17 protein-coding genes are annotated in these 22,109 nt (G+C 68.5%); 11 read left to right on the forward strand and 6 right to left on the reverse strand.

Features of this window, described 5'->3' with window-relative positions; translation table 11 throughout:
- Nucleotides 1-151: 151 nt before the first annotated feature.
- On the forward strand, nt 152-2,320 hold the full coding sequence (locus tag C5E07_RS12615) for a thiamine pyrophosphate-dependent enzyme (protein ID WP_104299685.1): 2,169 nt from the start codon (nt 152-154) through the stop codon (nt 2,318-2,320).
- 19 nt (nt 2,321-2,339) lie between these two features.
- The gene (locus tag C5E07_RS12620; RefSeq protein ID WP_104299686.1) at nt 2,340-3,728 is read left to right on the forward strand and encodes a dihydrolipoamide acetyltransferase family protein; all 1,389 of its coding nucleotides are present in this window, start codon (nt 2,340-2,342) and stop codon (nt 3,726-3,728) included.
- A 424-nt stretch (nt 3,729-4,152) separates the two neighbouring features.
- Here C5E07_RS12620 and C5E07_RS12625 read toward each other — a convergent pair whose 3' ends face one another.
- Genes C5E07_RS12625 through C5E07_RS12635 form a run of 3 tightly spaced genes read right to left on the reverse strand, consistent with a single transcriptional unit; the run spans nt 4,153 to nt 7,888 of the window.
- Nucleotides 4,153-5,487 (reverse strand): iron-containing alcohol dehydrogenase, encoded by a 1,335-nt coding sequence (locus C5E07_RS12625; RefSeq protein ID WP_104299687.1) that lies wholly within the window; start codon nt 5,485-5,487, stop codon nt 4,153-4,155.
- Entirely contained in the window at nt 5,484-6,347 is an 864-nt protein-coding gene (locus C5E07_RS12630; protein WP_104243083.1) for an HAD-IIA family hydrolase, read from the reverse strand. The genes C5E07_RS12625 and C5E07_RS12630 overlap by 4 nt, the downstream gene beginning before the upstream one ends.
- On the reverse strand, nt 6,344-7,888 hold the full coding sequence (locus C5E07_RS12635; protein WP_104299688.1) for an FGGY-family carbohydrate kinase: 1,545 nt from the start codon (nt 7,886-7,888) through the stop codon (nt 6,344-6,346). The genes C5E07_RS12630 and C5E07_RS12635 overlap by 4 nt, the downstream gene beginning before the upstream one ends.
- Nucleotides 7,889-8,024: 136 nt before the next feature.
- Here C5E07_RS12635 and C5E07_RS12640 point away from each other — a divergent pair, with 136 nt between their 5' ends.
- The 3 genes from C5E07_RS12640 to C5E07_RS12650 all read left to right on the forward strand — a co-directional run bounded on the left by C5E07_RS12640 (nt 8,025) and on the right by C5E07_RS12650 (nt 10,869).
- Nucleotides 8,025-9,056: a zinc-binding dehydrogenase gene (locus C5E07_RS12640; RefSeq protein ID WP_181058011.1), complete on the forward strand. Its 1,032-nt coding sequence runs from the start codon at nt 8,025-8,027 to the stop codon at nt 9,054-9,056.
- A 181-nt stretch (nt 9,057-9,237) separates the two neighbouring features.
- The gene (locus C5E07_RS12645) at nt 9,238-10,179 is read left to right on the forward strand and encodes a helix-turn-helix domain-containing protein (RefSeq protein WP_104243089.1); all 942 of its coding nucleotides are present in this window, start codon (nt 9,238-9,240) and stop codon (nt 10,177-10,179) included.
- A gap of 180 nt (nt 10,180-10,359) precedes the next feature.
- A complete protein-coding gene (locus C5E07_RS12650; RefSeq protein ID WP_104299690.1) occupies nt 10,360-10,869 on the forward strand; it encodes a hypothetical protein in 510 nt (169 codons plus the stop codon).
- 69 nt (nt 10,870-10,938) lie between these two features.
- Here C5E07_RS12650 and C5E07_RS12655 read toward each other — a convergent pair whose 3' ends face one another.
- Both C5E07_RS12655 and C5E07_RS12660 read right to left on the reverse strand, forming a co-directional pair.
- On the reverse strand, nt 10,939-11,625 hold the full coding sequence (locus C5E07_RS12655; RefSeq protein ID WP_146080593.1) for a hypothetical protein: 687 nt from the start codon (nt 11,623-11,625) through the stop codon (nt 10,939-10,941).
- Between the two features lie 333 nt (nt 11,626-11,958).
- Entirely contained in the window at nt 11,959-13,452 is a 1,494-nt protein-coding gene (locus C5E07_RS12660; RefSeq protein WP_104243095.1) for a glycerol kinase GlpK, read from the reverse strand.
- A gap of 158 nt (nt 13,453-13,610) precedes the next feature.
- On the opposite strand from C5E07_RS12660, the gene C5E07_RS12665 reads away from it, so the two are divergent.
- From C5E07_RS12665 to C5E07_RS12675, 3 genes are all read left to right on the forward strand, one after another.
- On the forward strand, nt 13,611-14,555 hold the full coding sequence (locus tag C5E07_RS12665; protein WP_104243097.1) for a hypothetical protein: 945 nt from the start codon (nt 13,611-13,613) through the stop codon (nt 14,553-14,555).
- A gap of 96 nt (nt 14,556-14,651) precedes the next feature.
- Entirely contained in the window at nt 14,652-15,521 is an 870-nt protein-coding gene (locus C5E07_RS12670) for an HAD family hydrolase (protein ID WP_104299692.1), read from the forward strand.
- On the forward strand, nt 15,521-16,792 hold the full coding sequence (locus C5E07_RS12675) for a RuBisCO large subunit C-terminal-like domain-containing protein (protein WP_104299693.1): 1,272 nt from the start codon (nt 15,521-15,523) through the stop codon (nt 16,790-16,792). The genes C5E07_RS12670 and C5E07_RS12675 overlap by 1 nt, the downstream gene beginning before the upstream one ends.
- 62 nt (nt 16,793-16,854) lie before the next feature.
- On the opposite strand, the gene C5E07_RS12680 is transcribed toward C5E07_RS12675, so the two are convergent.
- Nucleotides 16,855-18,030, reverse strand: a complete 1,176-nt coding sequence (locus tag C5E07_RS12680; RefSeq protein ID WP_104299694.1) for a CdaR family transcriptional regulator — start codon at nt 18,028-18,030, stop codon at nt 16,855-16,857.
- A gap of 143 nt (nt 18,031-18,173) precedes the next feature.
- On the opposite strand from C5E07_RS12680, the gene C5E07_RS12685 reads away from it, so the two are divergent.
- From C5E07_RS12685 to C5E07_RS12695, 3 genes are read left to right on the forward strand one after another with little or no spacing between them, the layout of a single operon-like run.
- Nucleotides 18,174-19,505, forward strand: a complete 1,332-nt coding sequence (locus C5E07_RS12685; protein WP_104243106.1) for an MFS transporter — start codon at nt 18,174-18,176, stop codon at nt 19,503-19,505.
- A gap of 54 nt (nt 19,506-19,559) precedes the next feature.
- Nucleotides 19,560-21,266 carry an amidohydrolase gene (locus C5E07_RS12690; RefSeq protein WP_104299695.1) on the forward strand — a complete coding sequence of 569 codons (1,707 nt, stop codon included), beginning with the start codon at nt 19,560-19,562 and terminating at the stop codon, nt 21,264-21,266.
- On the forward strand, nt 21,263-22,075 hold the full coding sequence (locus C5E07_RS12695; protein ID WP_104299696.1) for a maleylpyruvate isomerase family mycothiol-dependent enzyme: 813 nt from the start codon (nt 21,263-21,265) through the stop codon (nt 22,073-22,075). Before C5E07_RS12690 ends, C5E07_RS12695 begins: the two co-directional genes overlap by 4 nt.
- Nucleotides 22,076-22,109: the final 34 nt, after the last annotated feature.

The raw sequence follows: 22,109 nt of genomic DNA on the forward strand, positions 1-22,109 counted from the left end.
TACAGTAGGCTCTGTTCATGGCTCGCCCGGCCAATCCTATGTGAAGCCAGGACCGTGCATGTACAGACAACTGGGAAGCGCAGTGCAGCGCTGTCGCCCAGACAGATGAGCTCCCCACCAGGGAGCTCACGAGCGGAGGATCACACACTCGATGTCTACCATCAAGAACCTCAAGCCGAACGTGAGTTGGGTCCAGCTGGAGACCACCCAGGAGGACTGGGACGACGCAGCCCCGGAGCTCCTGCAGAACTTCGCGGTGCAGCTGCACCTCGTGCGGGCCTTCGAGGAGGAAGTCCTCAACCTCGCCGGCCAGAAGCTCATCAACGGCCCCGCCCACTCCTCGATCGGCCAGGAAGGCGGCGCCGTCGGCTCCTGCGTCCCCCTCACCCCCGCCGACCAGGTCAACGGCTCGCACCGAGGCCACCACCAGTTCCTCGCCAAGGTCTTCGGGTACGTGCAGCCGACGGGCTTCTCCGTCGACGACGAGCTGAGCCCCGAAGTGGTCGACGTGCTCTACCGCAGCCTCGCGGAGATCGCCGGCCTCAAGGACGGCTACTGCAAGGGCCGCGGTGGCTCCATGCACCTCCAGTGGAAGGAAGCCGGCGCTATGGGCACGAACGCCATCGTCGGCGGCGCGGTGCCCTTCGCGACCGGCTTCGCGTGGGCCGACAAGCACGCCGGCAGCGACGCGGCAGCCGTCACGTACTTCGGTGACGGCGCGGCGAACATCGGCTCAGTGCTGGAGGCGTTCAACCTCGCCGCCGCCTGGAAGCTGCCGACGCTCTTCTTCATCGAGAACAACCAGTACGCGGTCTCGACGACCGTCGAGGAAGCGACAGGCGAATCCAGACTCTCCGGCCGCGGCCAGGGGTTCGGCATCCGCAGCTGGCGCGTCGACGGACAGGACACGCTCGCCGTCTACCTCGCCACGCAGCAGGCCCTCGAGCACATGCGAGCAGGCGAGGGCCCCGCGATCATCGAAGCGGACACCTACCGGTACTTCCACCAGAACGGCCCATTCCCGGGCAGCGCGTTCGGCTACCGCTCGAAAGACGAGGAGCAGGGCTGGCGCGACCGCGACCCCATCGCGCTCGTCGAAGCACACCTCGAGCGGCGGGGCATCGCGACGCGTGAACAGCTCGACAGCCTGGCCGGCCGCATCAAGGAGGTCATGACCGAGGTGGGCTCGCGCATCGTCGAACCCGACGCCTCCGGGCGCCCGGGCAAGCTGCAGATCAAGCAGAGCCTGTGGCCGTCGACGGACTTCATCGACATCGGCATCCGCGGCGAGGCCCCGGAGTTCACGGGCGACGTCAAGGAGTGGGGCGACTTCGCCGATGACGAGCTCGAGAAGCGCAAGTTCGTCGACGTCGTCGCGGCCGTCATGGATCGCCGCATGGAGACGGACGACAGCGTCATCGTGCTCGGCGAGGACGTGCACAAGCTCAGCGGCGGTTCCCGCGGCGCCACGAAGGGGCTCGCGGAGAAGTACCCGGGCCGCGTGCTCGGCACCCCGATCAGCGAGGCCGCGTTCACTGGCCTCGGCGGGGGCATCGCGCTCGACGGCCGCTACTACCCCGTCATCGAGCTCATGTACGCCGACTTCCTCTGGGTGGCCGCAGACCAGCTCTTCAACCAGATCGGCAAGGCCCGCCACATGTTCGGCGGCGAGCACGACATGCCGCTCATCCTGCGCATCAAGATCGGCACGTCGACCGGATACGGCTCGCAGCACTCCATGGACCCGGCGGGCATCCTCGCCACTTCCGTCGGCTGGCGCATCATCGCCCCATCCACGGCCGTCGACTACGTCGGCCTCCTGAACACGGCGATGCGCACGAAAGACCCGGTCGCCGTGCTCGAGCACGACGCCGACCTGTACAAGACGGAGGGCCTCGCGCCGAAGGATCTCGACTACGAGCTCCCCCTCGGCAAGGCCGCTGTGCGGCGCGAGGGTTCCGGCGTGACGGTCATCTCGTACCTCTCGATGGTGAAGCGCGCATTGGACGCCGTCGAGGAGTCCGGCGTCGACGGCGAGGTCATCGACCTCCGCTGGCTCGACCGCGCCAGCATCGACTGGGACACGCTCGAGGCCTCCATCAAGAAGACGAACCGCGTCGTCATCGTCGAGCAGGGCGCGCAGGGCACCTCCTACGGCGCTTGGCTCGCAGACGCCATCCAGCAGCGCCTCTTCGACTGGCTCGACGCCCCCGTCGCGCGAGTCCACGGCGGCGAGGCATCCCCGAGCATTTCCAAGGCGCTCGAAGAGGCCGCGAACGCCACGACGGCCGACATCGTCGCGGCCCTCAAGGCCTTCTGAGCGAGAGAGAGAACCTGACATGGCAACATTCCTCAGGATGCCCGGAGTCTCCGCCGACTCCGATGAGGCCGCACTCGAGAACTGGCTCGTCGCAGCCGGCGCCTCGGTCAAGAAGGGCGAAGCCGTCGCCGCCGTGGAGACGGAGAAGGCGGTCGTCGACATCGTCGCAGAGCTCGACGGCGTCGTGCACACGCTCCTCGCCGACGTCGGCGACATGGTTCCCGTCGGGGACCCCATCGCGATCGTGCTCGCAGTCGGCGAGGACCCCTCTGCAGCCGCCGAGCTCGCCGCCCAGCTCAGCGGAACCCCGGCCAGCGCCGAGGTCGTGCCGAGCGCGCCGGCTGCAACCGCAGCGTCTGCGTCCGTCGCCGAAGACGAGGCCGCCCCCGTGAACCCGGATCCAGTGTCGGTCGAGGCGGCGCAGGACGATGCCTCCACGGGCTCAACCGCCGACGCGTCGTGCGCCACCGGCTCGACCGGCAGGTCGTGCGACCCGGGGCCGAAGGGCGGTCGCATCTTCGCGAGCCCCCTCGCTCGTCGCCTCGCGAAGGAGTACGGGCTGTCGATCGAGGACCTCGACGGCACGGGGCCGAACGGGCGGATCGTGCGCGACGACGTCGAACGGGCACGCGCGTCCGCCGCCACCCCGGCCGCAGCCGCTCCCGCACCACAGCGCGCTGCCGCACAGCCGGCACCCACCCCGGCTGCCGACATCGACCTCCCGGAGGGAGGGGAGGCGACGCCGCACAGCAAGCTGCGCAGGCTCATCGCGAACCGCCTCCAGACCTCGAAGCGCGACGCCCCGCACTTCTACCTCGAGGCGACGCTGCGCGTCGACGAGCTGCTTGCCCTGCGCACACAGCTCAACGAGGCGAGCGAGATCCGAATCTCCGTCAACGACCTCTTCGTGAAGGCCGCCGCCCTCGCACTCCGGGACGTGCCCGAGCTCAACGTGATCTGGACGCCGGACGCCGTGGTGTCCTTCGCGACCCAGGATGTGGCGGTCGCGGTGGCCAGCGAGCGCGGCCTCGTGACGCCCGTCATCGCGAACGCCGGGGCGCTCAGCATCGGGGCCCTCGCGGCGAAGGTGAAGGACGCGGTGGCGCGCGCCAACGAGGGCCGGCTCCAGCAGAGCGAGCTGCAGGGCGGCGCCATCTCGGTGACCAACCTGGGCATGTTCGGCGTCGACGCGTTCTCGGCCATCATCAATCCGCCGCACTCCGCGATCCTCGCCGTGGGCGCGGCGCGCAAGGTGCCGGTTGTGCTCGACGACGACACGCTCGGAGTCGGCACCGTCGTCACCGTGACGCTGTCCGTCGACCACAGGCCCGTCGACGGCATCATCGCGGCCAGGTGGCTGGCCAGACTCCGCGAGCTCATCGAGAAGCCGCTGGGTCTCCTCATCTAGCCCGGGGCTCCTTCCCCGGGCGAGGCCACACCCCGCCAGGGAACCGGCCGAACAGGAGGGGCGGACACCACGCGGTGTCCGCCCCTCCTGCTGTGCGCGCACACTCATGGGCGACGGGTCCTGTCGACCCGCCCCGCCGCCTTCGACGCTCAGCGCCCCTCCCCCTCGCCAGCACCCAGCGATCTTCTGACCAACATGAGTGCACGAATCGTGCCTGCCGAGCCTCCGCTGCGCCCGACGCCGTGTTCGTGCACCGATGTTGGTCAGCGTTGACCGAACCCGCCCTGGACCTCACCCGAGCGGCAGACTGATGCCCGAGATGTGCCACCGGGGCGCGAAGAAGGGCCGGACACCGTGGGATGTCCGGCCCTTCGTCCCTACGCGCCGCGTGGCCCTTTCCCTCGAGAAAGTCGGCGCGGAGTCTCTACAGCCCGCCGCCGGCCGCGTCTGCCCTGGCGATGACCTTGTCCAGGAACTCGTCGGTCCAGGCTCCGCCGACGACGAGGAGGTCTGCCAGCGTCAGCCGATCGCGCATGAACGGCAGCGCGGACAGCACCCACCTCGCCGTCTCGGCGTCGACGGGCGGCGTCAGCTCGCGGAGGCGAGTCGGCGCACCCCATGCGCGCAGCGTGCCGACGACCGCCTCCGGCGTGACGAGCTGCGCCCGCACCTCGGCGAGCACGCCTGGTGCGAGCCCGTCGCCGCCCTGCCAGAGCGCGCGCTTGCGCTCGACGTTGGCGGCGCACGTGGCACCCAGGCGGCCGCTCGCATCGACCCGCGACCAGAGCTCGCTCACCCGCTCCTCGAGGTCGTCGGGATACGCGGAGCCGGGTGCGAGGCGCACGAGCCCCTCGCTCAGCGCGACATCCCACAGTGCCGCGCTGAGCACCGTCGCGACCCCGACCTGCGCGCCGTGCAGGTCGTGCGGCTGGTCCTGTGCCATGGCGGACATGTCGAGGATGTGGCTGAGGAGATGCTCGTTGCCCGAGAGCGGCGCGGTCGTGCCGAGTGCGCCGATGATGAGGCCGCCGACGGTGAGCGCGTCGACCAGCGCGGGCATGGCGCCGGGGGCGTGCGCCCCAGCGGCGAGGCGAGCGACGGCGTCACGGATCGGCACGAGCGCCGCCGCGTCTGCCCGCGTGCCCTGCAGCGCGGACGCGAGCAGCCAGTCGGCGCCGGAGCAGCCGATGGCAACCGCGTCGCCAACACCGGCGGCCACGAGGCGGGCCGGTGAACGGTCGAGGGCATCCGCGTCGATGAGGAGCGCGTCCGGCCACCTCGTGGGCGTCGTGGACTTCGCCCCGCCGCGCACGAGCACGCTGAGCGAGTCGGCGAAGCCGTTGACGGAGGGCGCGCTCTGCACCGCGACGAGCAGCACCCCAGCCGGGGCGACCGCCTTGCCGAGATCGGTGACGGTGCCGGAGCCGACGGTGACCACCGCCCGCGCTCCATCGACTGCGGACGCTGCGCTCGCGACGGTCGCCTCGTCGAGGACCAGCCCGTGCCCGCCGATCTCCAGGGCCGGGCGGCGCACGAAGTATCCCCCCGCGGCGAGCGCGGCCGTGACCTCCTCCCCGAGCTCGCCCGTCGAGGTGAGCTTCTGCGCGCCGTCCGCGAGCAGCGCGACGTCGGCACCGTCGGGCACGCCGAGGTCTCGCAGCACGCGACCGACCGCGAGGCGCACATCAGCTTCGTAGCGCAGCACCCGGAGCTTGCCGCCGGAGGCCTCGAATGCGTATGCCTGCAGCGCTGCCGTCATGCGGCGGCCTCCCGTTCGGTTGTGGTCAGGTCGCGTTCGAGCCTGCTCCAGGCACCTGAGCGGTGCAGGTCCACGAGTTGGTCGATGCCGGACAGCACCACGTGCGGCCGTTCGGCTCCCGGCGCGAGCTCGGCATCGCCGGGCTGCGCCTCGCCGGTGAGCACGAGCGCCGTGCCGGCACCCCAGGCCCTGCCGAACGCCATGTCGGTCGCGAGTCGGTCGCCGACCATCACGGTGCGCTGCGGGTCGAGCCCACGAGCGCCCGCGATGACGTCGAAGAAGTCGACGCTCGGCTTCCCGAAGACCGCGACGCAGCGGGTGCCCGTGCCGGCCTCGATGGCCGCCGTCACGCAGGCCGCGTCCGGCTCCCCTCTGCCGCCCGGGAACGGGCAGTACCGGTCGGGGTTGGTGGCCACGAGCTCCGCGCGCTTGTGCATCCAGATGGCGTCGAACGCGATCTGCAGCTTTCGGTAGTCGAAGTGGCGATCGTAGGAGGCGACGACGAGGTCGATCGCCTCCGGGTCCTCGCTCACGGTGATGCCCGCAGCGATGAGCGCGCCGAGGAGCGGCTGCTCGCCGATGGGGAACACCGTCGCGCCCGGCCGGTGACGGGTGATCCATTCGACGGTGGCCACGAGGCTCGTGTACACGTCGCGCTCGTCGGTGGGGATGCCGAGGGCGGTGAGCTTCTCTGCGTAGTCGCCCGGCGTCTTGGTGGGGTTGTTGCTGCAGAACAGCACCGTGGCTCCCGCCTCCCGGAGCTCGATGACGGTGTCTCGGGCCCCGGGGAGCAGACCACCGCCGAGGTAGATCGTGCCATCGAGGTCGAAGAGGTACGCGTCTGGGACGTCGGCTCTCACTGCTCGTCGGTCCTGGTCGCCGCCTGCAGCTCGTCCCAGATGGGCAGCATCGCGGTGCGGATGCTGCGGTAGACGGGGAAGAAGCGGTCGTAGATCTTCGTGTTGTCGCGGTTGGGCTCGTACGTGCGGACGATGTTGACGGTCGCGTCGGCGCCCTGGGCGTAGGACGCGAAGACGCCGGCTCCGACGCCCGCGACGATGGCGGCGCCCTTGGCGCCGAACTCGGTGCCCGCCGGGACGATGATCGTCCGACCGAGCACGTCCGCGAAGATCTGGCACCAGACGGCGCTGTTCGCACCGCCCCCGGCCATGCGCACGGTCTTGACCTCGGTCGGGATGGAGTCGAGGCAGTCGCGGATGCCGTAGGCGACACCCTCGTAGACGGCGCGCAGCATGTGGCGGCGCGTGTGGGAGCCAGTGATGCCATTGAAGGAGCCGCGGGCGCTGGGCTTCACGAAGGGCGCGCGTTCGCCGCCCGGCGCGAGGTAGCCGTGGTACAGCACGCCCTCGGCTCCGACGGGGGTCTCGGTGACGACCTCGTCGAGGTAGTCGAAGATGTCGATGTTCTTGCCGCGGGCTTCGAGCGAGAAGGCGGCGCCGAGCTCGGCGAGGAACCAGTCGAGGTTGGGCGTGCAGAAGTTCATGCCCATGGCGCGAATCCACGTGTCGGGGCTGTGCGGGATGACCCAGCCGGAGTCTGCGGGCTCGAAGCCGTGCTCGAGCGTGTCGGTCGCGACGGTGACGATGCCGGCGGTGCCGATCACGGCCATGCAGTCGCCTGGGCGGGCGACGCCGACGCCGAGCGAGGACGCGGTGATGTCCATCTGGCCCTTGTAGACGGGGGTACCCGCGATGAGTCCGGTGACGCCAGCAGCCTCCTCGGTGATCTCGCCAGCGAGGTCGGTGGAGGACTTGATCTTGGGCAGGACGTGCTTGATGTCCTCGATGCCCCACGTGCGCAGGACCTCGTCTGACCATTGGCGGGTGCGTGCGTCGATGCCGGAGAGGCTGGCGTCGGAGGCATCGGTGGAGATGTCGCCGGTGAGGCGGTACTCGATCCAGTCCTTGCACCACAGCTGCGTGGCGCCTTCGAGGAGCTCGCGCTGGTTGTCGCGGCGCCAGCGGAGGATGGCGGAGGCGGTGCCGGCGTATGGGCCGGTGCCGCTGATGTCGAACTGCTTCGTGACGGTGCCGTCGGTGTACCACTCGTCGATGATGCTGCCCGTGCGGCCGTCCGTCCAGAGGATGGCGGGACCGGCCGGCTTGCCGTTCTTGTCGATGAGCCAGCTGCCGTCGCCTTGGCCGGTGACAGAGATCGCGATGATCTCGCGGGGCCGCACCGCGCTGCCGGTGATGGCGTCGCGGATGGCCGTGGTGGCGGCGATCCAGACGGTCTCCATGTCTTCCTCGGCCTCGTAGGACTTGGGGTTCGAGATGGGCACATTCGCGGCGCCTCTGCTGAGCTCCGTGCCGCGTTCGTCGAAGACGGCGGCCTTGATGACGGATGTTCCCGCGTCGATGCCGAGAAGGTACGAGGTCATTGGGGGTGTTCCTCTCCATTGAGGTGCCAGTGCTGGCCTATCGCTCGTGACAGTAATACACCTGACCGAACTTGTCTAGCCATGCACAGTCTTGTACATGCTTGTACTTTGCTCCGGTCCTTGCCAGGATCGGAGCATGAAAGCTCTCCTCAAGTTCTCGCCAGCAGCCGGGGCTGTCGAACTGCGCGACGTGAAGGAGCCGAGCATCGCCGACGATGCCGTGCTCATCGACGTGGCCTACGGCGCCGTCTGCGGCACCGACCGGCACGCGATCGACAGCGTCGGCGACCAGCACACCCCGCGCATCCTGGGCCATGAAGCATCCGGCACCATCGCCGCCCTCGGCGACGGGGTCGTGCGTGCCGACCTGCAGATCGGCACTCCGGTCACCTTCGAGACGGATGCCGTGCTCTGCATGCAGTGCACCTACTGCAGGTCCGAGCAGTACAACCGCTGCGCGAAGCGCACGGGCATCGGCACGACGACCGACGGCGCACTGGCGGACCGCATCGCGATGCCCGAACGCGCCGTGCACGCACTGCCACCGGGGGTGGGCCTCCGAGCGGCCGCGCTGACAGAGCCCCTCGCCGTGTCCGTGCACGCCGTCGTCGAGCGCTCCGCGCCACTCGCCGGCGAGGTCGTCGTCGTGACCGGGCCTGGGGCGGTCGGGCAGCTGACAGCACTTGTCGCCCTCGCCGTGGGTGCGACGCCCATCCTCGTGGGGCGCAGCCGACACCGGGAGACGCTCGACCGCGCACTGGAGATGGGGATCCCGTACGTCGTGGACAGCGAGCGCGAATCGGTCGTCGAGCTCGTGAGGTCGCTCACGGGCGGACTCGGCGCGGCCGCCGTGTTCGAATGCTCCGGCAGCCCGGAGGTTGCAGAGAGCGCACTCGAGCTGCTCGCGAAGGGCGGTGAGCTCATCATGGTGGCGTTCTACACGCGCAATCCGGACTTCGACATCGGCGCCGTCGTGAACCGAGAGCTGACCCTCAAGGGATCACGAGGGAAGCGCCCGTCAAGCTACCGCACGGCACTTCGGCTCATGGGCCAGGGGCGCATCGACACGGAAGCCGTGATCGGGCGCGAGCTCGCCCTGGAGGACTGGCGGGCAGGGATGGATCTCGTCGCGAAAGGCGTCAAGGTCGTCTTCCGCATCCACGACTAAGTGAACGCCATTCACCAAGCTTGGGGAATTCTCCGACAATCGACCCGGGGAATTCGGTGAATTGAATTGCATCCTCTGAAAGCTGCAATCACCCACAAAAAAGTCTCATTATGAAGCCCGCGACACGCCACCGAAGGCGACCTATCTTGCAATAGACCTCTGGATTCAGAACACTTGTTGCATGGCCGCTCCCCCCGGCGCTCACCGATCCTCGCTGATCCTGAGCTCTCAACGTTCCGTCGTGGACGGAGTCTCGGCGAGCGCGGATGTGGAGACGGGGGTCGGTCGATTCTCGAGCGACGACCGCAACTGGCACCTGTCCGCCGCCGGCGTGGTCTTCGAGAACGGCTGCGTGTTCCGGGCCGAGGTCCGCACGGGACCGGTGCGGATCGAGAACGAGTCAGCGCGACAGCGCATCGTCCTCGGGCTGGTCCGCCAAGGACGACTCACCATCGACCCCACGGGTGCGTCGCACACGATCACGGCCAGCGGGGGCTTCTTCCTGGGGCCGGGAGCGCAGTCCTCGATGAGATTCGAGGAAGCCTCCGCCGTGATCCTCGCGTCGGTTCCCGCCCAGGTCGCGGCCGACCTCGGCGTGCGGGTCTCGAACCACAGCGGCGTGTTGCGCTCCGATACGGCGCTCGCACGCCCTGTGACCTCGTTCCTCGAGGTGCTCGCGCGGCTGGACGAGGATCCGACGGTCCTGTCCTCCTACTTCCTCCAGCAGCTGCTCCACGAGCAGTCGGGTGCGCTCCTGCTGAGCAGCGAGGGCTTCCACGCGGACGTGCAGGTCGGCACCCAGGGCCTCTACCCCCGCGCGCTGGAGCTCATGATCGTGCGACGCGCGGACCCCGACGTCTCGCCGTCGACCATCGCGCGGGATCTGAGTGTCTCCCTGCGGCAGCTCCAGAGGGAGTTCCACACGCACGGGGACGCTCCGGCCTCCGCGTTGCGACGCGCTCGAGCCGAGCTGGCGCACCAGCTGCTCAACGACGAGCGCTACGCGCAGGTGCCGGTCACCCAGCTCGCGGAGCTCTCCGGATTCTCCTCATCGCAAGTCATGCACCGCGTTCTGAAGCGGTATCAATTCAACGCAGTATCCGCTTCGCCCCAGAGCGCCTAGCACTTCTCACTGCATTCTGCATTCTCTCGCCCTCGACCCGGGCAGGCTGAACGATTCGCGCCGTCTATCCGGCAGAACGCGACGGGATAAGCGCTCATTCCGTGCGCAAAAGCGATTCTTCATTCAATAGCGGGGAGCACTTGCTCGAACAACGTCGTCACTCGCGAGAGGTCTCCCCCCATGACCGATTCTTCCCCCAAAGCACCGAAGACCATTGATCGCCGCAACCTCGTGAAGGGTGCCGCGTGGTCGGTTCCCGTCATCGCGCTGGCGACCGCCGCACCCTTCGCTTCCTCGTCCCAGCTCGTCAACGTCGGCAACTTCCGCGTGGTCGGCGATTGCGGAGTTCTCGCCCTCATCGGCCCCGGGTTCGTGGTCACGGCGGGTGCGCAGCCCCTGCCGATCGGCACCCAGATCGACATCGTCGGCTCGGGTATCGCCAACATCGGCGTCTTCTCCGTCACGGGCGCCACCGCCAACGTCAACGTCCTCAGCGGAAACACGCGCCGGATCACGCTCACGTCGGCACTGCCCGCGAACGCGGCGCTCGAGCTGCGCACCACGCTGTCGATTTCCGTCGCGTTCACGCTCAACGCCACCGCGACGCTCCCGACCGGCTTCACGGCCGGGTCCACCGCGAAGCCGAGCGGCGCGGTCAGCTCGACGCTCATCCTCTGCAGCGGGACCTGATTCGAACCACCCCTGGAGATTCGGTCCCTCCGCGAACGAGTGACGGAGGGACCGAACTCGACGAGGAGTTCAGTCCTCGCTCTTTCCCCACGCCGTCGGCCTGGGCCCCGATTCCGCTTCCGGGTCTGGGTCCGAGCTCGAGGCCACGGCGTCGAGCAGCACGAGGTCGCTCAGCCGGAGGAGCACACGGGCATCATCGTCCTGCTGGCCGTGGATGAGCTGCACCACGAGCCTCGACACGGGCCCCCTCCAGGAAAGGCGGAGACTGCGCTGGCGCGACCCCAGGTTGTGGAACGGATCGGCTTCCGAGCCATCACCCCCGAGGCCGCGTTCGCGCTCGAAGGTCAGACCGGAGGAGGTGACGACGATCCGCGCATCCTCGTCATCGACGCCCGGGATCTTCAGCAGGGAGAACGAGACGCCCTGCACCGCTCGGCTGAAGGCGATGCTCAACCGCGTCGCCCTGCTCCCCCGAGCCGGCGACACAGCAAGATGCCTCCCGACCCCCTTCAGCGCGGTGATCGTCGCCCGCTGCTGAACACCGACGCTGGAGTCGGTTGTGGCGTCGAACTGAAGATCGAGCGGACCGTTGGACGTGGAGGTGAGGACCTTGCCAACGGGCGCGCCGACACGGTAGCGACGCCAGGACACCAGGCTGACGGGCGACGTCGACGAAGAGGGGGTGCGCTGCAGGGCTCGCCGGAGCTTCGGGGGCAGTTCTTCCCCGGCGCGAGGGCCGGTATTCGATGCAGGCAACGGTGGAACGCTTTCAGTGACGGTTGTGATGGCGCGCGAACGCTCGAAAAGGGCGAGGGTTCAGCGCCGCCCAGGGTGGGGTGCGGGCTGGAACTCCCTGCATTCTTCTGCAGCACGGCGTCTCCTCGAGAACCGTGAAAACTTGCCCAAATGACCACCACTGCGCCTGATCGGCGCACGTGCCCAACACTGCCAACCAGCAGACTACGCGGGACCGCCTGGGACTTGGATGGTCCGAAGCCGTGTAATCGTCGCCAAAACCTCTCCGATCAAGCACAAAGGTACCCTCTGGATGTTCCAGAGGGCACCTCCGACCTCGCGGAAAGGGAGTCGCTACGCCACCTTCTTGGCCCACCCCATGGTGAGCTCCCGAGCAGCGCGCCAGCCGGCGTACATCGAGTCGGCCTCATCCCGCGAGCGCTGCGGCTCGAAGACCCGGTCGACCTTCCACTTGCTCTCGACCTCCTCGAGGTCGGCGAAGATGCCGGCCGACATCCCGCCGAGCAGCATGGCACCGAAGATGGTGGCCTCCGCGATCTTGGGACGCACGACTGGAATGCCGAGCACATCGGCCTGCAACTGGCAGAGCAGGTTGTTCTTGACGGCGCCGCCGTCGACGCGCAGCTCAGAGATGGAGATCTCGCCGCTCTGCGTCGCGGCCTCGACGACGTCGCGGGTCTGGAACACCATCGATTCCACGGCGGCGCGGATGATGTGCAGTCGGGTGGTCGCGTTGCTCATGCCGATGATGGCCGCGCGAGCGTGCGGGTCCCAGGTCGGCGCCGCGAGACCAGTGAAGGCGGGAATAAGGTACACCCCCTCGGTGCTGGCCACCTGTCCGGCGTACCACTCACTGTCTGGGGCCGCGTGGATCAACTGCAGGTCGTCGCGCAGCCACTGCATGGTCTTGCCCATGGCGAAGAGCACGCCCTCGATCTCGTACGAGGTCTTGCCCTCGACAGTCCAGGCCACGCTCGGGGTGAGCCCTTCGATGCGCTGCGGCTTGTCACCGGAGTTGATGTTCAGCACGCCAGCGGTGCCGTACGTCATCTTGCTCAGCCCCTTCCTGAAGGCGGCCTGCCCGAAGAGGCCAGCCTGCTGGTCGCCCAGGTTGCCGCCGATCGGCACGGGGGCCCCGAACGTCGCGCTGAGGTCGCCGACGATCTCGCCGCTCGGCACGATGTCGGCGAGCATCTTGCGAGGGATCCCGTAGTGACCGAGCAGCTCTTCATCCCACTGGAGCGTCTCGAGGTTCATCATCATGGTGCGGGAGGCGTTGGAGGTATCGGTCACGAAGGCCTTGCGGCCCGTCAGGTTCCAGATGAGCCACGTGTCGATCGTTCCGGCGAGCAGCTCGCCCGCCTCAGCTCTGGCCTGGGCGCCCGGCACCTGGTCGAGGATCCAGCGGATCTTGGAGGCCGTGTAGTACGCATCCGGGATCAGGCCCGTGCGCTCCTGGATGAGCGGGCCGATGCCCTGCTCGACCCAGCCTTCGACGACTTCCACCGAGTGCCTGGACGCCCACACGATGGCGTTGTAGATCGGCGCGCCCGTCTCCTTGTCCCACACCACTCCGGTCTCGCGCTGGTTGGTCATGCCGACCGCGCTGAGATCGCTCGGCTCGAGGTTCGCGTCACGCAGAGCGGCACGAATCACCTCGAGCTGGGTGTTGAGGATCTCGCGAGGGTTGTGCTCGATGAGGCCGGGTCGAGGGTAGAGCTGCGTGAGCTCCGCCTGGGCGAAGCCCACGACGTTGCAGTCCTCATCGATGATGAACGCGCGGGCACTCGTCGTGCCCTCGTCGATGCCGAGAATGTACTTTGCCATTTCGTCCCACTTCTTTGTGATCACGGGGCGGTGTTCCGCCAGAGCCGAGCGTACGATCGGTGTACGAACATGTCAATGCTTGCACATGCATGTATAGACTTGTATATGCTCATGGGAGTTCGCGTCAACGGTGACGCGTGTCGAGAAAGGCCTCGCCCATGGAAATCGACCTGTTCTCCATCCTCGCCGCACTGGCAGGTGGCTTCTTCGGAGCAGCGATCGGAAGTCTGCACGCCTTCGTCTTCACCGGTGTGCTCGTCATCGTCGGGTTCGTCGCACAAGTCGCGGTCCCGGATGCACCCATCATCAGCAGCCTCGCGTTCGGTCCCGCTTTCGGCCCCCACATCGCGTTCGCCGGCGGTGTCGCCGCGACCGCGTACGCGGCACGCCGCGGCTACATGGAGAACGGCAAGGACATCGTCCTGCCCCTCGCCGCACTCGCCAAGCCGGACGTGCTCGCCGTCGGAGCCGTCTTCGGGCTCTTCGGCTACTTCGTGCAGAAGCTCATCGCGATCATCCCCGGCTTCGGCGCCATCACCGACTCCGTCGCCCTGACCGTCGTCATCAGCGCCATCCTCGCCCGCGTCCTCTTCGGGCGCACCAAGGTCTTCGCCCGGAACAACTCAGGCAAGAGCGGCTTCGACTCCTTCGAGCCCAACGACGCCGGCTCCTGGATCCGCGCCCAGGAGAGCTTCGGCATCAACACGGCGCTCGGCGTCGGAGCGGGGCTCTTCGCCTCCTTCATCTCCATCACGCTGCTGCAGGCCTTCCCGGAAGCCGCCAACGCGTCGACCTTCGTGTTCGGCATCTCTGCGCTCTCCCTGATCCTCCTCTCCGCAGGCCAGCCAGTGCCGGTCACGCACCACATCACGCTGCCGGCCTCCATCGCGGCCGCGACCTTCTACCCCCTGGTCGGCGAGAACGCCGCCCTCGCGATCATCATCGGCGCCGCGGCCGGCGTGCTGGGAGCCTGGTTCGGGGAACTCTTCGCCCGCCTGTGGCAGTCTCACGGCGACACGCACATCGACCCGCCGGCAGCAGCCATCTGGCCGGCGACGACGATCGTGCTCGGCCTCGGCGCCGTCCTCGGAGCCGCCGGCTGACGACGAGCTCCAAGCACCCGCCGCACCACGCAGCCGCTCGACGCCCGACCGCCTGACCTCGATCCGACCCGACCCGACCCGAAGGAGCACCCCCTCGTGCCAGCATCCGTGAACCTCGACACCGTGCGCGCAGTCGCGCTCGATGTCGACGGGACCATCGCCGGAGCCGACCACCAGCTCACCCCGCGCACGACAGCAGCCCTCCGCTCGCTCGTCGAGCACGGCATCCCGGTGATCCTCCTCACCGGACGGGCGAGACAGAACGTGCTCGAGCTGGCGCGGGAGGCGGGCATCCGCAACACGGTCGCAAGCAACAACGGGGCGGTCATCTTCGACCCGGTGGAGGACACCAACACGACGATCACGCCGATGACGCACGCCGAGGCCAGGCGCATCCTGGACCTCGGCGCGCGCCTCGGGCTCGAACGCACCTGGTGGTCGGTCACCGACATCTACGTCGACCGGGACGGCGAGTGCTCGCGGATGCTGCGGGAGCTCAACGAGCGGGACATCATCGTCGGCGATCCCGACGAGCTGCCTGACGACATCACCAAGGTGATGCTCTTCGGCAGCGAGGCGGAACTCGACGAGGTCGCCGACCGCATCTTCGACGCCGCGCCGTCCGGCACCCGCTCCATGTACTGCTTCTTCGAGTTCGTGGCGCCGGATGCGACGAAGTGGCATGCGCTCGAGACCATGCTCGAGGAGCACGGCGTCGACCCAGCGCACACCCTCGGCCTCGGCGACGGCGGCAACGACCTCGCCTGGCTCACCCAGATCGGCTTCCCCTTCGCGATGGAGAACGCCCGCCAGGAGGTCAAGGACATCGCGATCGGCGTCGTCGGCCACCACGCCCACGACGGCGCCGCCGAGATCCTCGAGGAGCTGGCCAGGAGCATCGGCGCCGATGCCCCGGCACCGGCCGCCAAGCAGCAGGAGCTCGCCGAGCAGCAGGAGGACCACTGATGGACATCGAATTCGTCCCCGCCGACCTCGCCCTCGAGCGCGACCTGATCCTCGCGAGCTACGTCTTCACGCTGCCGGCGAGCCAGGACGCGCACGCCGTCGTCCAGCGCTTCGCAGTCGGCCAGACCACCGGCACCTGGCTTCCCGTCCCCGGCCTCACGCGCGAGCTGCGCGACAGGCACGAGGCGCGCATCGTGCGCATCCAGCCCATCCCGGCCGCCGACACGACGAATTCGGCGCCAGACGACGCGAGCTGGTACTTCGCCACGATCGGCGTGCCGGCAGTGAACATCGGGGATTCGATTCCGCAGCTGCTCACGACCCTCATCGGCAACGACGCCTCCACGTCGCTCGAGGCGAAGCTCGTCGACCTCGAGTTCCCGCGAGCGCGCCTCGACGCGTTCGCTGGCCCCCGCTTCGGCATCGAGGGACTCCGGCAGGTGCTCGACGTCGAGTCGCGCCCCCTGCTGCTCAACATGCTGAAGCCATGCACGGGCCTGACCCCCGACGAGGGCGCCGCGATCGCATACGAGACGGCACTCGGCGGCATCGACATGATCAAAGACGACGAGCTGCTCGGCAACACCACCTTCTCGCCCGTCGTCGACCGTGTCATCGCCTACAACGAGGCGCTCGACCGCGCCGCGCAGGTCACCGGCCGGCGCACCATGTACATCCCGAACGTCTCCGACCGGCCGGACCGCATGCTCGACACTGCCAGACGAGCCGTGGATGCGGGAGCTCGCGCGGTCATGGTCTGCTACGCCAACGTGGGCTACGGCTCGGTCGAGGCGCTCGCCGACGCGGTCGACGTTCCCATCCTCGGGCACTTCGCCGGCTCAGCCCCCTACTTCGAGAACGCCACGACGGGCATGACCTCGCCCATCGCGAGCGGCCTGCTCCCCCGCCTCGCGGGCGCCGACCTCGCGCTCGTGAACACTCCGTACGGCGGGTACCCGATCACGCGGCTGCAGTACCTGCAGACCGCGCAGCAGCTCAAGGTGCCCCGCCCTGGCCTCCGCAGCACGGCGCCCATCATCGGCGGCGGCGTGCACCCGGGCACTGTGGCGACGTACGTCGGCGATCTCGGCAACGACATCGTGCTGGGCGTCGGCGGCGCCATCCAGGGGCACCCGGGCGGACCCGCGTCGGGAGGCCTCGCCATGCACCAGGCCATCGACGCGGCGCTCGCGGGCCGCGACGTCCGCGACTCCGACGGGCAGACACCGGAGCTCGACGCGGCCATCGCAGCCTGGGGCACCCTCGACTAGGCGTGCCTCAGAGCTGATCGCCCGGCACCGTCGGCTCCGGACAAGGTCTCTCGCACGAAGTCCTAGCTCCAGGCCACGACGAGTCGTGCGGCATCGCCGGGCAGCATCGGGTCCAGGCCCGTGACCTCGGCGAACCGCCGCAGGCGATTGCCGAGCGTGTTCCGGTGGCAGAAGAGCTCTGCCGCCGACGCGCTGATGTTCCCGGTCCGCAGATAGCTCACGACCGCTTCCCGTAGACGAGTCTGCTCAGAGGGGCCGCAGCGAGCGAGCGCCGCATCGACATCCGCCAGGAGCGGCACCCCCGCATCGACGACTGCGCGCTTCGCGAAACGCGCCCACCCCCGCTCCCACGTCAGAGCATCGACCTCGTCTGGGCCGAGCAGACGAGCGAGAGACAGAGCGACTTGAGCAGTCTGACCGAGCTCGGGGAGCCCGCGACGAGCCTCCACCAGGCCACCCCGGTGCTCCCGCAGGCGTTGGAGCTGGGCGGCGGATGCAGCAGTCCGGTCACCCCACGGACTCCGTGGCGCGAAGGCGATGATCCCGTCGGCGACCGTATGCGTGAAGAATCGCGTGCCGACCCGATCGAAGTCCGCGAGCAGCAGACGCAGCGCCTCCGTGTCCGACCCCACGGCGGCGCACACGAGCAGAGGCGCCGAGACCTGCACACCGAGATGCGCGGCGACAGCCTGGAGCCGATCGTTCGCCGGAGCCCCTTCGAAGAGACTCGCGATGTGGCCTTGCAGCACCGCCGACGCCTCGCCCTGCATGCGTTCACGCTCGGCGACGTACGCGCGCTGCGCCCGGTGGGCGTACTCGTCGACGGTTCGGATGACGACGGCCGTGTGCCGCACGATGAGGCCCGCGTCCGAGGGGGACGCGGTCCGAGTCACGGCCTCCCAGAGCACCTGGAAATCGGCGTGGATGGCCGACATCAGGGAACTGAGCGGAACGTCCGCACGGGCGCGTGAGACACCGACACGATTGGCCACCTCGACCACGTCCGGCAGGCCACCCTCCCTGAGCCCGTCGATCATCGCATCGAACGCCTGGGTCGCCGTCCTGCGAATCTCGGATCGCGGCACCAATGACGAGGCGTAGCCGGGAATGGTGAAGATCAGGTCCATGAACGCTTCGACAAGCTGCGGCACCTCGATCAGGTCGATGATCGCGAGCCAGCGCTCGCGGTCCTCCGTTCGGGGATGTCGGGAGATCCCCGAAGGGGAGGGTGAGGTCATGACCTCCACATTATGTGCAGATGCACTGATTTGGGGAGCAAGATGGGAGCCGATGCCCCCGAAATGATGACGAACCTCCTGGGAGGCTTCCTGTGGGCCCCCGCATACGGCGGTTGCCGGCCAGATCCTCACTGGAGATCATCATGAGCCACCACGCACCGACAGCAACGATCGAGTACAGCGCAGTACAAGAGCTGAGCTCAAGAGACGCCAACAAGGTCGCCATCGGCGCACTTGTCGGCACCGCACTCGAGTACTACGACTTCTTCCTCTTCAGCGCAGCCGCTGCGCTCGTCTTCAACGTGCAGTACTTCACCAACGAGAACGCGAGCGCAGCAGCGCTCGCCTCGTTCGCCACGTTTGGTGTGGGCGTCGCCGCCCGCCCGCTCGGCGGCATCATCTTCGGGGCGATGGGCGACCGGATCGGGAGACGCAAGACGCTGATGATCACCATCATCGGCATCGGCCTCATCACCGGGCTCATCGGCATCCTGCCCACCTACGCGGCGATCGGCATCGCAGCCCCGATCCTGCTCGTGCTCCTCCGCGTCGTCCAGGGGCTCTTCGTGGGAGGTGAATGGTCGGGAGCGCTCACGCTCGTCGTCGAGAACGCTCCCCTGCACCTGCGGGCGCGCTACGCGGTCATCCCCCTCATCGGCTCTCCGATCGGAACGATCCTGTCGTCAGGCGGGTTCTTCCTCATCACGTTCTTCTTCACGCAGGAGAACTTCGACTCGTGGGCCTGGCGGATCCCGTTCCTGCTCTCCCTTCCGCTGCTGCTCATCGCCATCTACATCCGCAGCCGACTCGAAGAATCACCGGTCTTCCGCCAGCTCGAGGCGGCCGGCGAGACAGCGCCGACGCCGGTCCGGACGACGTTCAAGCACAGCTGGCGCCAGATCCTCGTCGGACTGGGTGCCTCGCTCCTCGGCATGGGCGGCTTCTACCTGGTCACCACCTTCTGCGTCTGGTACGGCGTCAACGTGCTCGGCTATGAACCGTGGCTGATGCTTCTCGGGACGATCGCCGCCGCCACGGCGGAGATCTTCGTGATCGTCTGGGCCGGGAGGCTCGGGGCGCGGTTCGGCTCCAGCCGCGTCATCTTCTGGGGCGGAATCGCGTCCGCGATCGTGGCGATTCCCGCCTTCATGCTGCTCACCTCAGGTATCCCGACCCTGGTCATCCTCGCGATGGTGCTTGCCGTGTCGACCCTGTCGTTCCCCTACGCCGGCACGGGAGCCGTCTTGACCGGACTCTTCCCCGCGAGAACCCGGTACACGGGCGTGGCGGTGGCGAACAACACGGCCGCCATGGTGGCCGGCTTCGTCCCGCTCATCGTCACGGGACTGGTCGCGACGGCCAATGACTCCTGGTGGCCCGCCGCCCTCATGCTGGCACTCATCTCGATCATCACTGCCGTCTGCGGTGCCATCGCGCCGCGCTTCAGCGTCAGCCTTCCGGGGTTCAAGCACTAGCACCTCGTCGCGCGGATCAGGGCGAGTAACGAGCAACAGGGAAGAGAGAGCACCATGCACATCGACGTGAAGATCCGAGCCCACGAGATCCTCACCATGGACCGGGCGCGACCGAAGGCGAGCTGCGTCGGAATCCTCAACGGACGCATCGTCGGGTTCGACCAGGACCTCACCGGCATCAGTGCTCGCGAGGAGATCGACTTCGGCGACGCCTGCATCACCCCGGGATTCATCGACGCGCACTGCCACACAGCATGGTGGGGGCTCAGCCTCGGGGCGGTCGACGCCGGCGACAGCCCCACCTACGCATCCCTGTACGGCGCGATAGAGGCAGCTGTCGCTGCGGTCGACGACGAGCCTGGCGCCTGGATCCACGTGACGGGCTTCAATCAGGCTCGCTATGACGGCAGATACCCCAGCCTCGAGCGGCTCGACGAGATCACCGGTGATCACCCGCTCTCCATGCGCCACACGTCTGGACACGCCTCCATCGTCAACACCGAGACGCTTCGAAGGATCGGCGTCTTCCGGGACGGCTTCGAACCGCCAGCAGGCGGAGCTGTCCTCCTGGACGAGAGCGGTGCACCGACCGGTGTGCTCGAAGAGGCAGCGCAAGGCCTTGTCCAGGCACTGCTCATGCCCTATTCGCAGGATGTGCTCGTGGACGCGATCGAAGCTGCAACCGCCAGGTACGCCGCCGAGGGCATCACCAGCTTCTCCGAGGCCGGCGTCGGCGGCGGCTGGATCGGGCACAGCCCTGTCGAGGTGGCCGCCTACCAGGCCGCGGCCGAGCGAGGCTCATTGCACGCTCGCGCTCAGCTCATGCCGGCCGCAGACGCCCTCCGTCCGCTCCGCGCGCACCCAGCCGACTTCCACGGCCATGGCGAGGGGAGGGGCCTCGATCTGGGCGTGCGCTTCGGCTTCGGGACCGACGAGGTGCGGTTCGGGCACGTCAAGGTGTTCCTGGACGGGTCACTGCTCGGCGCGACGGCAGCCGTGACCGAGGACTTCTGCGGGCACGACCACAATCGCGGGTACCTGCTCGATGAGCCTGCGCACTACCGAGAGCAGGCGCTCGCCATCTACCGCTCGGGCTGGCCGCTTGCGCTGCACGCCATCGGCGACGCCGCCATCGACCTCGCTCTGGACCTGATCGAGGAAGCGCACTCGCTCTACGGCCCCCTCCCGGCGCCGTGCAGGATCGAGCATTTCGGGATCGCCCGACCAGACCAGGTCACACGCGCCGGGCGCCTGCGAATCGCCGTGACCCCTCAAGCAGGGTTCATCGGGCCCCTCGGCGACCAGATCCTCAAGCGGGTCGGGGCAGGACGCCGCGACTGGCTCTACCGTGGGCGGTCGATCATCGATGCCGGGGGGATCCTCACCGGCTCGTCGGATCTGCCAGTGGCAGACAACAATCTCAGGAGAGGCATGCAGTCAGCCGTGGACCGCCTCACCGCGGGCGGCGAGATCCTCGGGACGCGCGAGGGAATCACGCCGGAAGAAGCACTGCGGACGCACACGGAGTGGGCCGCTAAGGCAACGGGGCAGCTGCGAGACAAGGGCACCCTCGAGGTCGGCAAGCTCGCCGACATGACCGTGCTCGCGTCCTCGCCGATCTCGGCGACGGATATCTCGGCGATCGAGGTCGTCGCGACAGTACTGGGCGGAGAGCTCAGCTACGACTCGCGGAGCTCCGCCGTTGGCGGCCCGGCTCCGATTCCCACGACGATCAGAGACAAGAGAGCAGGAGCAAGATGAACGTGTCCGATGCGACCGCCCAGAGCACACCCCCGACCGGGGGCAGGCAAGCTCCCGGCACTCCTGGCGAGACAGCGGAGGGTCTGCGAGAAGTCCTCCATGCGCAAGCACGCTTCGACGAAGCCCTCTCTCACCTGGACGCCGGGGATCTGCGGGACGCCTCGCTCCTCCCCGGTTGGACGCGCGCCCATGTCATCGCGCACGTGGCCTACAACGCACGCGCGCTGGCTCGCCTCGTGGACTGGGCGGCGACTGGGTCTCGGAACCCCATGTACGAATCCCGAGCGGCACGCGATGCAGAGATCGAGGCCGGGTCTCAGCTGACCGCCGCGCAGCTGGCACGACTCTCGGCGGCGGAGGCGCGGAGCTTCGAGGCCGCCTGGTCCGCGCTCCCCGAGGACCGCTGGGACTACCAGGTCCGGGACGGACGCGGGTCGCCACTCGCGGTGAGGGACACGCTGGAGCTGAGAACCCGCGAGCTGTGGATGCACCTCATCGACCTCGACGCCGGAGTCACCCCGAGCGACGTCCCCGCCGTCCTCCAGCGACGCATCCTGCAGGAGGTCCTGGACACCTGGGCTCGTCACGACCACTTCGTCAGTGCCGTGGCGACGGATGACCGGAGCGCGTTCCACCCGTGGGCCTCGGCCGAATGCGGGCCAGGGGTCCGAGACACGGACCTGCGGGTCTCCGGCACGCTCTCCGACCTGCTCGCATGGGCAACTGGTCGGTCGCTGTCGGGAGTTGCGGCCGCAGACTTCCAGGGCCGGCCACTCGACACCGCGCCGCCCGCCAAACCCTGGATCTAGGCGCCTTCTCGGAGCACCAGGCGACCGAGGCGGA

The organism is Pseudoclavibacter sp. RFBJ3, assembly GCF_002931375.1.
Lineage (GTDB): Bacteria > Actinomycetota > Actinomycetes > Actinomycetales > Microbacteriaceae > Pseudoclavibacter.